Source organism: Kutzneria sp. NPDC051319 (assembly GCF_040682195.1).
GTDB lineage: Bacteria > Actinomycetota > Actinomycetes > Mycobacteriales > Pseudonocardiaceae > Kutzneria.
In genome coordinates this window covers 64,304-77,464 of sequence record NZ_JBFBAM010000026.1, presented here as the reverse complement: position 1 = coordinate 77,464, position 13,161 = coordinate 64,304, and the positions used below count along the sequence as shown (strand labels likewise).

The following is a 13,161-nucleotide window of genomic DNA, read 5'->3' as shown; positions in this document are numbered from 1 at the left end:
GCAACGTCCCACGGAGAGGTGAGTGGATGATCACCGTCTACGACGAGTTCGCCGGCTTCGGCGGCAGCTCGCAGGGCATCACCGCCGTGCCCGGCACACAGCTCGTGCTGGCCGCCAACCACCACCCGCTGGCGGTCGACGTGCACGCCGCGAACTTCCCGCACGCCGACCACTACTGCGGCGACATCGCCAAGGCCGACATCGGCCGCTTCCCCCGCGCGGACTTCTTCTCGTCCTCCCCGTCGTGTCCACCATGGACGGACGCGCGCGGCGTGAAAAGGGACTTCGACCGGTCCACGCAGGGCGTGCTGTTCGACCCCGCCACCGGGCCCCGCGCCCTGGACCCGACCGTGGCCCGGGCCCGGGCGTTGATGGAGGAGGTGCCCCGGTACCTGCGGGCCATGCGCCTCAAGGGCACGGGCCGGCCCGTGCTCGCCGGGGTTGTGGAGAACGTGGTGCAGGTCCGCCGGTGGGCCGAGTTCGGTCGGTGGCGCCGCGAGATCGAGGCCGAGGGCTACCGCACCAAGGTCATCGCCCTGAACTCCATGCACGTCAACGCTCCGCGGTTCGGCAAGGTCGCCCAGAGCCGCAACCGGTTCTGGATGGGCTACTACCTGGCCTCGCTCGGTCGGGAACCGGACTGGGACAAGTGGTTGCGCCCCACGGTGTACTGCCCGACCTGCGACCAGACCGTCCGCGCGATGCAGGTGTTCAAGCAGCCCGGAGTGGACATGGGCGTGTACGGCATCCGGCACGGCCAGTACGTCTATCGCTGCCCGCACAGCTCGTGCCGCAACCAGGTCGTGGAGCCGATCGTGGCCGGCGCGGACACGATCATCGACTGGTCGCTTCACCCGGGCCAGCGCATCGGGGAACGGGTGGACAGCAAGGGCCGGCCGGACCCGCTGGCCGGGCCGACGGTGGCGCGGATCACCGCCGGGCTGCGGCGCCACGCCCGGCCGTTGCTGACGCCGTCGGGCGGCACCTGGCGACGCGAGGCCGCGCCGCTGGACGAACCGCTGGCGACCCGCACCACGCGGGAGTCCGACGGCCTGGTCGTGCCGCCGTTCGTGTCCCTGCTGCGCGGCGGCGGCTCGAAACAGGCGGCGTATCCGGTGTCCGGTCCGATCCCGACCGTGTCGGCACAGGGCAACCACCACGGCCTGGTCGGCCCGCCGGCCGAGGCACTGCTGCTGGCCTACTACTCCAACGGGCCGGCCCGATCGGTCACCGACCCGGTCGGCACGCTGACCACTCGGGACCGTTACGGCCTGCTCGGCCCCGACCACGAGTGGGCCGGCGCGGGCGTCGAGATCGCCGACGTGGTGAAGCGGTCGACGTTCCGGATGCTCGCCGGCCACGAGATCGGGGCCGCCATGGGCTTCCGCCACGACTACGACGTCACGGCCGTGACCAGCAAGAAGGAGCTGGTCCGGGGCTTCGGCAACGCCGTCACCCCGAACGCCATGGAGGTCCTGGCCAGCGCGCTGATCGAGACGATCACCGGCGAGGCACTGGAGCCCGCTACCAACCCCTAACCCTCCTCAGGGTTGAAAAGAAACCCGCAAACCCGCAACCGACCCCCGGCCAGGGCTACTGACCTGCGCAAACGGGGTGCGGGTTTGGGTGCGGGTTTGGCCGATCCGGCGGGTTTGAAACCCGCACCCAAACCCGCAGACAAGCCGCCCCACGGCGGTCCCGGCGTCGTACGCATCAACCGAGGCCCTACTACTCCTGCGCGGGGGTAGTAGGGCTTCTTGGACCGTGCGCACCGGGCTCAATCAACAGGACGCGACCCGAATGCCCGGCCCGCCCCCCCGCCGTCCGGGATCGTGGATGCCGTGGCGCCGCAGTCCTACACATCGAGGAGAGGAACGTGGCGCACCGCGGAGGACGCTGCGGCGGCGATGGCGCTGATCGGAGACGAGTACGCGCTGTCACCGCCGGCCGGGGTCGTCCGCACGCCGGAGTACACCTGGACCTGGGAGCCGTTCGCGGTGCCGGTCAGTGGGGGCATCCCGCCGTCTGAGAAGGACGTGGAGTATCTGCCCTTCTGGGTGGCCGCTACCCGCAACCGCGTGGTCAGCAGCCCCTACGGAGGCTCGACCATCTGCGAGATACCGCCGGACCTGGTCGGCTGGAACAGCACGAGCTGACCTGGCCTGATTGAACTACCGGCCGTCCTGCACGTGCAGGACAGGGCCGGTGGATCACCCGATACGGCGATCAAGCCGGTCCGAACGTGGCCCCAGATGTCTACCTGTAGCTACACAAGCTGTAGGTTCCCCTACAGCAGGGTATGGGGTAGCGGAAGTCGCACCAGTCCTGTGCAGGGGAAACGCCCCGGCCGGAGGCCGAGGCGCGCCCTACGGGTGGGTTACTTGCCGTTCCGCGACCAACGGATGATGACGGCGAGGACCCTCATGGCCGGCACGGCTGCCCAGATGGGCACCGTGCCGTCCCCCTGTTCGATGAAGGCCCGCAGCGCCGCCTGCGCCATCTCGGCGACGAGCAGCACAACGCGCCTCACTTTCTCCTGCACCTTCGCATACCTCCTGACCTCACTTCCCCCCTCCCCGGTGAGGGCGAGGTGTCAGAGTCGCGACGACGCGCAAGCGAATCTACAACCCGGAAATTGTTGGAGAACACTGGGGTGGCCGAGCGGCGGTAGCAAAGGCTTGTCGTACACCGATCGGTAGTATTACTGCCCAGTAACCACTGTAGTTCTGGTAACGGCCTGCATGCCCGTGCGCCTGACATGCGGGTTTGAGTCCGCCGCCAAGCCGGTGATGTTGGCGACTCCGCGTAACGCCGCAAGGTATTCCGTTACACACACCCTGGGAAACTTTCCAATTTCGCGTTGGTCCGAGTAACCGCTCGTCACGTTCGGTCGACATCGAAAACCACCGTCGGCGAGTTTGTACGAGTTTCCTCGGATGGAATCGCACACCTCGTGTTTCCGTGTGCTTGTCCCTCTTCTTAGGGAGGTCCAACCATGTCGACACCAGCCGTGCCGGGCGCCGCCGCGACGGTGGCGCTGTGGATGGCCACCCACCACGGGTGGCACGTGCTGCCCCTCAACCCCGGTACCAAGACCCCGTTGGGCGGCTGCCGGCCCTGCGGCAAGAACGGCGACGGCCACACCGCCGCCGACTGCGCCTGCCTGGCCCGCGGCGACGGGGCGCTGTGCCACGGCGTGTGGGCCGCCACCAACGACCCCGCCGTGATCACCACCTGGGGCAAGCGTTGGCACTCCGGGGTGTGGGCGCTCAACATCGACCGGTCCGGCCTGTTCGCCGTCGACATGGACAACCACGGCGGCACCCCACCGGCCCAACCACTGGGCGTGCTCGACTGGCCCGAAGACACCCCGCCGCCGGCCGACGGCATCGACGTGTTCGCCACCCTGGCCGGCCTGCACCACCACGGGCTCGACACCGACCGCACGCTGACCACCCAAACACCCGGCGACGGCATGCACCTGCTCTACAAGGCCGTACCGGGTCGCTGGAAGTCCAGCACCGCCCGCGTCCGAGACGACGGCACCTTGGGCGCTGGGATCGGGTGGCAGGTCGACATCAAGGCCTACGGCGGCTACGTGGTCATCCCCGGCAGCGTCACCACCGCCGGCCGCTACGAGCGGATCTCCCCGACCGTCGACGTCGTCGCCCCGCCCCCGTGGCTGACCGAGGTGCTCATCGGCACCGGCCACGACCGCACCGCCGAACCAGCCCGGCCAGCGGGGCCGCCGCCTGTGATCCATCCGTTGCCCGGCAGCGGCCGGGAAGGGCGCTACGCAGCCGGTGCGCTGCGCTCGGCCTGCGTCGAGCTGGCCGCCATGGAGCCCGACACCGGCCGCAACCGCAAGCTGTTCCGCTCTGCCAGCCGCTTGGCCGGCATGGCCGAGGCCGGGTGGATCGATCGCAACCAGGTCGAAACCGCGCTGGTCGCGGCGGCGCAGGCCTGCGGCCTGCCGGCCGGGGAGATCCGCTACGCCGTGAACTCCGGATTCCGCCATCCCCGCCTGCCCCACCTTCGGAGCGCCGCGTGACCAGCACCGTCGAACCACCCGCCCCCGACGACGTCGACAACCAGCACACCGACGACAACGGCGGCGGGGTGCCGGCGGACCTGCCCGCGATCTACCTCGGCAGCGACGCCGAAGCGATCCGCGCGCTGACCACCGCCGTGGCCGCCGGCGTGCTGCCCGACGTCTACGTCTCCGGCGGCCAGCTGACGCACCTGTCCCGGGTGTCCGGGCAGGCCAGCACCGATGCCGGCAGCGCCGACCAGCCGTTGCCGACCGCGGCCGAACCGCTTTCGGTGTCGTCACTGGCGTTCCTGTTGGCTCACCACACCTACTGCTACCGCGTCCGTAAGGAGGAGAAGACAGAGGCCTCACCCTCGAAGACGACGCTGGCCGCGGTGCTGTCGCACCGCTACTGGCCCGGTGTGCGGCCGCTGCTGGGAATCGTCGGCTCCCCGGTGCTGCGACCGGACGGAACCCTGTTGCAGACCACCGGATACGACCCGGCCACCGGCCTGTACTACGCGCCGAAAATCAGCGTCCCGCCGATCCCGGCCGAGCCGACCGCCGACCAGGTCGCCGAGGCGCGACAGTTCATCCTCGGCGCGTTGCTGCGGGACTTCCCGTTCGTCGACACCGCAGACAAGGCCAACCACGTCGGGCTGCTGCTCGCGCCGATCCTGCGCCCGTACCTGCGGTGCTTGACGCCGTTCGGGCTGATCAGCGCGACCACCCAATCGTCCGGAAAGACGCTGCTGGCGGAGATCCTGGGCTACCTGTACGGCAGCAAAACCCTGGTGTGGCGGAAAGGAGATGACGCCGAGCTGGAAAAGTCCATCACGTCGGCGCTGCACGCGTCCGCGCCGATCATGTTGTGGGACAACATCGCCGAAGGCGGCATCGTCGCCTCCGCCGTGCTGGCCCAGTTGCTCACCTCGCCGGAATGGTCCGCGCGGATGCTCGGATCCTCCGGCGCGGGGTTCAGCGCCACGAATGACCGGCTGTGGCTGGCGACCGGCAACAACATCCGGTTGGGCGGGGACATGGCCACCCGCACCGTGCTGGTCAGGTTGGACCCGAACGATCCTCACCCCGATCAGCGCGACCAGTCCGGGTTCGGCATCCCGCATCTGGACACGTGGCTGAAAAGCCCGGAGAACCGGGTGACGGTGCTGCGGCACCTGCTGATCCTGGTCATGGACTGGATCGGCGCGGGCGCCCCGCGAAGCGGCCACATGATGCGGCAGTTCACCTCCTGGGCACAGGCCACCGGCGGCGTGTTGGCGCATCACGGGATCGACGGCTTTCTCGACAACCTGGCCGAGGTTCGGGAGGCCGACGACGACAACGCGGAATGGGTCGCGTTCCTCGCGCGCTGGTACGAGATCAACGGGTCGGAACCATTGTCGGCGCGGAGGCTGCGGATGCAGGCCGAGATCGACATCGTGGACGGCCGCCCGGTCGACCGGTTCGAGGGCGCGTTCCTGACCGACGACCTCGGCCGCGCGCCGTCGGCGAAATCGTTGGGCCGCACGCTGACCGGCCATGTTGGCCGCTGGCACGGGCAGCACGTGCTGCGGTCCGGGATGGACAGTCACGCCAACGCCCGCGTGTTCTGGGTCGAGCAGCGGGCCGGCTGAGGCCCGCGGTTGCGGGTTTGCGGCGGGTTGCGGGTTTGGATGCGGGTTTCCTGCGGGTTTGCCCGCACCCAAACCCGCACCCTGTTGTGCCTGGTCACAGACATGCGGCGGCCTGGTTGCGGGTTTGCGGGTTTGACCCGCCTTGCCCCCGCCGCTCACGCACGCACAGGAGGGCCACCACACGCGGCGCCACCCAACGCCGCCAGCCTTGAGGAGGAGTCCACGGGATGACGAACACCACGCCCAGCGTCGCCGAGTTGGTCACGATGGTCGCGAACCTCGCACAGGCGCTTGCGGAGCTCGACCGACATAAGGCGGCCATTCCTACCCAACCATCACCACCACCTGAGCGTGTCCTTCTAACCGTCGAGGAAGCCGGTCAGCAACTCCGCATCGGCAAAACCAAGATGTATGAACTAGTGAAGTCTGGAGAGTTGGAGTCCGTACTAATCGGCCGACTACGCCGGATCCATATCGACTCAGTTAAAGCGTACGCGTCACGCATCGTCGAACAGCGCAAGCGCGACCTCGACACCGCAGCCTAGGAGATCCATTGGCACGCGAAAAGAAGGGCCGCAACGCCAACGGCCGGTCAAGCATTTACCAGAGCGAGACGGACGGCGGCTGGCACGGATGGGTCACCGTTGGCGTGAAAGACAACGGTAAGCCTGACCGACGCCACGTGCGCGGCAAGGACCAGGATGAGGTAACGCGCAAGGTTCAGGAGTTGGAACGCTCGAGAGATGAAGGGCGCGTGCGCAAGGCCGGTCAGCGATGGACGGTGGAGTCCTGGCTCAAGCACTGGCTTGAGAACATTGTGGCTCCGCCCGCGATCACCGTGAACGCCTACAGCGCGTACGACGTTGCCGTGCGGGTACACCTCATCCCCGGGATTGGCGGCCATCGCCTCGACAAGTTGCAGCCGGAACACCTTGAAAAGCTGTACCGGAAGATCATGCAACAGCCAACCAAGATGGGACCGACTACCAGTGCGGCAACAGCACATCAGGCTCACCGAACAATTCGAGCCGCACTGAACGTGGCTGTCCGGCGCAAGCACATCACGTCCAACCCTGCGCTGGAAGCTAAGCCGCCGAAGGTTGAGGAGATCGACGTGGAGCCATACAGCGTCGATCAAGTTAAGACCCTCCTGATGACTGCATTGCAACAGCGCAATAGCGCGCGGTGGGCAGTCGCCTTGGCGCTGGGCCTCAGGCAAGGCGAGGCGTTGGGGTTGCAGTGGCGTGATTTGGACCTTGAGGCTGGGACTTTGGTAGTCCGTCGCAGCCGTCTGCGTCCTAAGTGGAAACACGGCTGTACCGTGCCATGTGGACGTAAGTTTGGTGGCCACTGCCCAGAGCGGGTCGCTCTGCGGCAGGAAACAGCGCCGACAAAATCCCGCGCCGGCAAGCGCGGTATCGGCCTGCCGGACGAACTGATCGGCCTGCTCAAGCAACATGCGGCCGAACAGGCTCAGGAGCGACTTCGCGCGGCAGATCTGTGGCAGGACACGGGCTACGTCTTCACCACGCCCACCGGCGCACCGCTCAACCCGAGATCCGACTGGACGGAGTGGAAGGAGCTGCTGGACGCAGCCGGCATGAGGGACGCCCGGCTTCACGACGCCCGGCACACCGCAGCCACCGTGCTGTTGCTGCTGGGGGTTCCCGAGCGGACGGTCATGGGCATCATGGGCTGGTCCAACACGGCCATGGCTGCCCGGTACCAACACGTCACGGCGGCCATCCGCCGGGACGTCGCCGAACGGGTCGGCGGGCTGCTCTGGAAGCCGGCTACGACACCCAAGGTCGACGACGAAGATGGTGCCGCTGGGGTGCCCATTCCGGCCGCCTGACGGGGCAACTGCAACCAGAACTGCAACCACGCGAAAGAGCCCCGGTTGCCATGATCGGTAACCGGGGCTCTGACCTGCGGTGGCGGTGGGATTTGAACCCACGGAGGGTTGCCCCTCACACGCTTTCGAGGCGTGCTCCTTCGGCCGCTCGGACACGCCACCGGTAAGAACATTACAGGACGCCCGATGGTGGTCGTCAGCTGGGGTTGTTCACGGGCGGTGAGCGGCGAAGAAGGAGTCGAGGAGGGCGGCGCAGTCAGGTTCGAGGACGCCGCCGCGGACCTCGGGGCGGTGGTTGAGGCGGCGGTCGCGGACGACGTCCCAGAGGGAGCCGACGGCGCCGGTCTTGGGCTCCCAGGCGCCGAAGACGAGGCGGGAGACGCGGGCCAGGACGAGGGCGCCGGCGCACATGGTGCAGGGCTCGACGGTCACGGCGAGGGTGCAGCCCTCGAGGCGCCAGCCGTCGCCGAGGACGGTGGCGGCGGCGCGGAGGGCGAGGATCTCCGCGTGGGCGGTGGGGTCGCCGAGGCGCTCACGGGCGTTGCTGGCGGAGGCGAGCTCGCGGCCGTCACGGTCGACGACGACGGCCCCTATGGGGATGTCGTCGCCGGCGGAGCGGGCGGCCCGGATGGCGGCCCGGACCAGCTCCTCGTCACTGCTGGACACGGTCGATGATGGCGTCGAACTCGGAGTTGAAGCCGCAGCGCTGGGCGATCATCTGCAACTGCTCGTCGGGGTAGAGGTCGACCTCGTCGACGATCACCTGGAGCTCGCCGTCGGGCAGCCCGAGGTCGGCGAGGATGGCCAGGTCGCCCTCGGGCCACAGGCCGTCGTCCTCGTCGTCCGGCGGCTCGACGCGCAGCAGGTCGAGCACGTCGGCGGCGATGTCGTAGTCCAGCGCGGCGGCGGCGTCGGACAGCAGCAGGGACACCCCGCCGGGGCTGGGCCGGAGCAGCACGAAGAACTCGTCGTCGATGTTGAGCATGCCGAACAGCGCACCGGTCGACCTGATCTTGCGCAGGGCGGTGATGGCGGCGTCGAGCTCGTTCAAAGTGGCCAGGTCGAGCGAGCTGCAGCGCCATTTGCCGTCCTCGCGGACGACGGCGACACCGAAACCACCGACCGGCTCGTGCACCGACATGTGCACACCGTATGCGTACGGGCCGGTCACCCGGAAGCACTATCCCCCAAGCCGACCCCGCACAGATCGGCCGGACGGTGGTTCCGGTGGGAACATGGCTGGATGACCACTTCAGCGGCACGCCCAGCAACCACCCAGTCAGGTGACCCCAGGCTCGCTGGTCTCATCGAGGCTGCCCGCGCGCTCCAGCCACGCACAGTGGCGCTGCGCCGACAGGTCCACAAGCGGCCTGAGCTGGGACTGAGGCTTCCACTGACGCAGGCGGCGGTGCTGCACGCGCTGGAGGGTCTGCCGTTGGAGATCACCACCGGCAAGTCGACGGACTCGGTCGTGGCCGTCCTGCACGGCGCCCGCCCGGGCCCGACGGTGTTGCTCCGGGCCGACATGGACGCGCTGCCCCTGACGGAGCAGACCAGCTGTGCCTTCGCGTCCGAGGTGCACGGGACGATGCACGCGTGTGGCCACGACACGCACGTGGCGATGCTGGCCTCGGCCGCACGGCTGCTGTGCGCCCGCAAGGAGGCCCTCAACGGGCATGTGGTCTTCATGTTCCAGCCCGGCGAGGAAGGCCACCACGGGGCCAAGCACATGATCGACGAGGGCGTGCTCGGCGCGTCCGGCCTGCTCGCGAACAAGGCGTTCGCCCTGCACATCACGTCGACGGTGCGGTCGGGCGTGATCACCAGCCGGCCCGGCCCGATCATGGCCGCGGCCGACGTGTTCCGGGTGCGGGTGATCGGCCGCGGCGGTCACGCCTCGCAGCCGCACAAGGCGCTGGACCCGGTGCCGGCCGCGGCGGCGATGGTGGGCGCGCTGCAGACGATGATCACGCACCGGGTCGCCACGACCGAGCCGGCCGTGCTCACCGTGGCCAAGATCGCCGCCGGCACCTCCACCAACATCATCCCGGAGCTGGCCGAGCTGGAGGGCACCATCCGGACGTTCTCCGAGACCACCCGCACCGCGGTGCACACGGAGGCCAAGCGCATCTGCGAGCACACCGCGGCGGCCTACGGCTGCTCGGCGACGTTCCAACTCGAACGGGGCTATCCGATCACTGTGAACGACGCCGAGGTCGCCGCCACCGTGCTCGGCCTGGCCGGCTCCGTGCTCGGGCAGCGCTACAGCGAGCCGATGGACGAACCGATGATGGGCGCGGAGGACTTCTCGTACGTGACCAGGCAGATTCCCGGCGCGATGGCCTTCCTCGGCGCCTGCCCGCCGTCGACCGCGCTGGACGGGGCGGCCCCGAACCACTCCAACCGGGTGCTGTTCGACGAGGCCGCGATGGAGCACGGGGTGGCGATGTACGCCGCTTTCGCACTCGACGCGCTGCGTTAACACCCGGGGTGGTTTCGCCAGGTTCGCCCGTGGCGGCAGGATGGGACACGTGCTGCCTGTTTGTGTGATCGGGTTGGGACTGATCGGCGGGTCCGTCATGCGCGCCGCCAGCGCTGCCGGCCGGGCGACCTGGGGTGCCACCGCGTCCACCACGGACGCCGATGCCGCGCGCGCGGCCGGCTTCACAGTCGAGGACAGCGTCGACGACGCGCTGCGCCGAGCCGATGAGGAAGACGCCCTCATCGTGCTCGCCGTGCCGCTGACCGCGCTGGCCGACGTGCTGCGGTCGGTCTCCGCCTACGCGCCCGGATGTCGGCTCACCGACGTCATCAGCGTCAAGGGGGCGGTGTCGGAGGCCGTGCGCAAGATCAACCCTTACGCGCGGTACGTCGGCGGGCATCCCATGGCCGGCACGTCGCGGTCGGGGTGGACAGCCGGCTCGGCCGAGCTGTTCCGGGATGCCGCCTGGGTCGTCACGACGGAGGACGACAGCGACCAGGAGGTGTGGCTCGAGGTCGTGCAGCTCGCCCTGGCCTGCGGCGCCCACGTCGTGCCGGCGTCGGCGTCCGCCCATGACGACGCCGTCGCCCGCATCTCCCACCTGCCGCATCTGCTGGCCGCTGTGCTCGCCAGCGTCGGCGCCTCCGGAGGGCCGCTGTCGCTAGCGCTGGCCGCCGGCGCCTTCGGCGATGGCACGCGGGTCGCCGGCAGCCGTCCCGAGCTCGTGCAGGCCATGTGTGAGGGCAACCGGGCCGCCCTCCTCGACGCCGTCGACGACGCCCTCGGCCGCCTCGGCGCCGCCCGCGGCTCCCTCGCCTCCACGGGCGGCCTCGCCGCCACCGTCAACGCCGGCCACCTGGCTCGCCGGGAGCTCGAACAGCACCGCTCCGGCGCCCGTCACGCCGTCAAGGTCGACCTGGAGGCTCGGGACGCCCTCACCAACCTGCGCGACCTCGGCAACAAGGGCGGCCGACTGACCGCCCTCGACGGCACCGTGGCCATCGTCCAGATGCTCTGATCAGACCCGACGGGCGAGATCGGGGTACTCGACCACGAGGCCGTTGGAGTCGACGGTGAGCTCGACCGAGGCGTCGCCACGGTCGAACGCGACGACGCTGCCGCTGTCGTCCACGGAGACGGTGCGGTAGCGCTCGTGGACGAGGCTGACCGACAGGTCCGGCAGTGACACCCAGACGACCGGCAGCTCGTGCTCGCCGGCCTCGCGGTGCAGGCCGAGGCGGCGCACCGGCAGCGCGTTGAACAGGACGCTGCTCTGCAGGTTGACGTCGAGCGCGCCCTCAAAGTCACGGCGCTCGGCGCCGCGGCCGCGGTCGATGATCCACATGCCGTCCTCGGTGCGGCTGAGCGACATGGTGCGCTCTTCCTCGGCGGTGGTGCTGCGCAGCAGCAGCCGGCTCACCACGCCGTCCTCACCGACGGAGAGCTCGAAGGAGGCGTTGTAGGCTTCGTTGCCCTCGATGGCGGCGGCGACGACCCGCCCGCTGCCTTTGATCCGGTTCTCCGACAGCACCAGCCGGGCCGACTCGAGGCGGGGGCCGGTCAGGCCCTCCCACGTCACCATCACCGGCCGGCGACCGGCACGGGGGGTGCTGTCGGACTGTGCGGGCTCAGTCGCGTTGGGGACGTTCACAGTCCACCTTTCGAGGTCAGGGTCGACAACGGAGCGTACCTAACCGAAACGACAGTGGGGCCTCCCGTTCGCACGGGAGGCCCCACATGGCTCAGCGAACCAGCTGGTGTCAGCTGTGGTTGGCCTTACGGCGACGCACGAAGAACAGCGCGCCGATGCCCGCGCCGATCAGCACGATCGCGGCGATCACCGGGCCGATGACCGAGGCTCCGGTGTAGGCGAGCTGGTTGGTGTCGGCCGTGGTGGTCGGGGTCGGCGTGGTGCACGACGGCGGCATCGAGGTGGTGGTGGGGCTCGTGGTGCCACCGTTGCTCGTCGTGGTGGTCGTCGTGGTCGTCGGCGACGTCGACGTGGACGGCACACACGGCTGCGTGGTGGTCGTCGTGGTCGTCGGCTTCGTGGTCGTGGTGGTCGTCGTGGTCGTGGTGGTCGGCGTCGTGGGAGTGGTCCATGAGGCCGGCGCTTCGGCCGAGACGGTCACCTTGCTGGCCTGCGCGACGATCAGCGGCTGGGTGCAGTACTTCTGGTCCTTGCTGCCGTCCTTGCACTTGTCGGGGTTGTCGTTGACACCGACGAAGATGCGGCCGAGGTCGAGCGTGGCCTCGGCGGAGATGCTGAACGTGGTGTTGCCGGCCGGAGTGCCGTCAGCGACCTTGACGAAGACGCTGTCGCCGTCCTTGACCGAGGTGACCGGGTTGCCCTTGGCGTCGGTCAGCGTGACGCCCTTGGGGAACTTGCTGGTGTCCAGCTTCAGGTCGCCGGTCGCGGTGCTCTTGATGACGAACGGCCCGACCAGGTTGCCGTTCTGCTTGGCATCGGCCGATGCGATGTTCAGCGTCGGCTTGGGCTGCTCGAGGCCGGGGTTCTTGTCAGTGAGGAAGTGGTAAAGCTTGTCCACGTCCTTGACAGTCTTGTCGGAGTACGGCTTCCCGTCGGAGTTCTTGGCGCCCACCAGGTCGACGCCGTCGCTGAAGTGCCAGACGGCGGACTGGGTCGCGCCGACCGCCTCTTCCACGGTCAGGTCCGGGATGCCCGCGGCCTTGGCCAGGTCGGCCAGCTTCACGGTCGGGAACGAGTTGTGCAGCACCCAGTTGATCTGCGACTTGTTCTTGTCGAACAGCACGCTCGGGTTCGGGTACTTGTCCCAGTCGACCTCGTGCATCTTGTCGTGGTTGAGGTGCAGCGTGAGGCCGATGCAGTAGGTCAGGACCGGGTCCTTGACACCGTCGATCTTGAGCGCGATCAGCGTGGTGCCCTCCACCGACGGCTCCTTGAGGTCGCCGCCCTTCAGCAGGACCCTGACGCCATGCGGACCCGGGTTGGGGTCGATCGGCGTGGCGGTGACGGACGACGTGCCGTCGTGCGGGGCGGCGCTGTCCGCAGCGAATGCCAGCGGCGCGGCCGACATGAGCGCGATCGAGGCGCCGAGCACAGCGGCGGCGATGCGACCCGGGTGGAACCGGTTTGCCATGACTCTCCTCTTTGACTGCCTGCTAGCGCGGGTCC

13 protein-coding genes and 1 tRNA gene are annotated in these 13,161 nt (G+C 69.0%); 8 read left to right on the top strand and 6 right to left on the bottom strand.

All coding sequences use genetic code 11. The features are described 5' to 3' along the window. The first annotated feature begins 26 nt into the window (after positions 1 to 26). Together AB0M73_RS25060 and AB0M73_RS25055 are read left to right on the top strand one after the other, a co-directional pair. Positions 27 to 1,538: a DNA cytosine methyltransferase gene (locus AB0M73_RS25060; protein ID WP_363894689.1), complete on the top strand. Its 1,512-nt coding sequence runs from the start codon at positions 27 to 29 to the stop codon at positions 1,536 to 1,538. Positions 1,539 to 1,841: 303 nt separating this feature from the next. Continuing rightward, positions 1,842 to 2,156: a hypothetical protein gene (locus AB0M73_RS25055; RefSeq protein WP_363894687.1), complete on the top strand. Its 315-nt coding sequence runs from the start codon at positions 1,842 to 1,844 to the stop codon at positions 2,154 to 2,156. A 221-nt stretch (positions 2,157 to 2,377) separates the two neighbouring features. On the opposite strand, the gene AB0M73_RS25050 is transcribed toward AB0M73_RS25055, so the two are convergent. Beyond that, complete coding sequence (locus AB0M73_RS25050; protein WP_363894684.1) at positions 2,378 to 2,530, bottom strand: hypothetical protein; 153 nt, start codon at positions 2,528 to 2,530, stop codon at positions 2,378 to 2,380. A 465-nt stretch (positions 2,531 to 2,995) separates the two neighbouring features. Between AB0M73_RS25050 and AB0M73_RS25045 the strand changes: the two genes are divergently transcribed. The 4 genes from AB0M73_RS25045 to AB0M73_RS25030 all read left to right on the top strand — a co-directional run bounded on the left by AB0M73_RS25045 (position 2,996) and on the right by AB0M73_RS25030 (position 7,522). Continuing rightward, positions 2,996 to 4,051, top strand: a complete 1,056-nt coding sequence (locus AB0M73_RS25045; protein WP_363894681.1) for a bifunctional DNA primase/polymerase — start codon at positions 2,996 to 2,998, stop codon at positions 4,049 to 4,051. Next, the gene (locus AB0M73_RS25040) at positions 4,048 to 5,667 is read left to right on the top strand and encodes a hypothetical protein (RefSeq protein ID WP_363894678.1); all 1,620 of its coding nucleotides are present in this window, start codon (positions 4,048 to 4,050) and stop codon (positions 5,665 to 5,667) included. The genes AB0M73_RS25045 and AB0M73_RS25040 overlap by 4 nt, the downstream gene beginning before the upstream one ends. Positions 5,668 to 5,894: 227 nt before the next feature. Beyond that, complete coding sequence (locus AB0M73_RS25035; RefSeq protein ID WP_363894675.1) at positions 5,895 to 6,212, top strand: excisionase family DNA-binding protein; 318 nt, start codon at positions 5,895 to 5,897, stop codon at positions 6,210 to 6,212. Between the two features lie 8 nt (positions 6,213 to 6,220). Next, positions 6,221 to 7,522, top strand: coding sequence for a site-specific integrase (locus AB0M73_RS25030; protein WP_363894672.1), 1,302 nt, complete (start codon positions 6,221 to 6,223; stop codon positions 7,520 to 7,522). A gap of 77 nt (positions 7,523 to 7,599) precedes the next feature. Here AB0M73_RS25030 and AB0M73_RS25025 read toward each other — a convergent pair. The 3 genes from AB0M73_RS25025 to AB0M73_RS25015 all read right to left on the bottom strand — a co-directional run bounded on the left by AB0M73_RS25025 (position 7,600) and on the right by AB0M73_RS25015 (position 8,663). Then, positions 7,600 to 7,684: transfer RNA gene (locus AB0M73_RS25025), tRNA-Ser, on the bottom strand. Between the two features lie 48 nt (positions 7,685 to 7,732). Next, positions 7,733 to 8,188, bottom strand: coding sequence for a nucleoside deaminase (locus tag AB0M73_RS25020; protein ID WP_043720189.1), 456 nt, complete (start codon positions 8,186 to 8,188; stop codon positions 7,733 to 7,735). Next, entirely contained in the window at positions 8,175 to 8,663 is a 489-nt protein-coding gene (locus AB0M73_RS25015) for a tRNA adenosine deaminase-associated protein (RefSeq protein WP_043720193.1), read from the bottom strand. Before AB0M73_RS25015 ends, AB0M73_RS25020 begins: the two co-directional genes overlap by 14 nt. A 102-nt stretch (positions 8,664 to 8,765) precedes the next feature. On the opposite strand from AB0M73_RS25015, the gene AB0M73_RS25010 reads away from it, so the two are divergent. Both AB0M73_RS25010 and AB0M73_RS25005 read left to right on the top strand, forming a co-directional pair. Beyond that, the gene (locus AB0M73_RS25010; RefSeq protein ID WP_363894668.1) at positions 8,766 to 10,004 is read left to right on the top strand and encodes a M20 family metallopeptidase; all 1,239 of its coding nucleotides are present in this window, start codon (positions 8,766 to 8,768) and stop codon (positions 10,002 to 10,004) included. 49 nt (positions 10,005 to 10,053) lie between these two features. Then, positions 10,054 to 11,022 (top strand): prephenate dehydrogenase, encoded by a 969-nt coding sequence (locus AB0M73_RS25005; protein ID WP_363894665.1) that lies wholly within the window; start codon positions 10,054 to 10,056, stop codon positions 11,020 to 11,022. Here AB0M73_RS25005 and AB0M73_RS25000 read toward each other — a convergent pair whose 3' ends face one another. Both AB0M73_RS25000 and AB0M73_RS24995 read right to left on the bottom strand, forming a co-directional pair. Continuing rightward, positions 11,023 to 11,655: a putative glycolipid-binding domain-containing protein gene (locus tag AB0M73_RS25000; protein ID WP_363894662.1), complete on the bottom strand. Its 633-nt coding sequence runs from the start codon at positions 11,653 to 11,655 to the stop codon at positions 11,023 to 11,025. A gap of 109 nt (positions 11,656 to 11,764) precedes the next feature. Beyond that, on the bottom strand, positions 11,765 to 13,126 hold the full coding sequence (locus AB0M73_RS24995; protein WP_363894659.1) for a thioester domain-containing protein: 1,362 nt from the start codon (positions 13,124 to 13,126) through the stop codon (positions 11,765 to 11,767). Positions 13,127 to 13,161 lie beyond the last annotated feature (35 nt).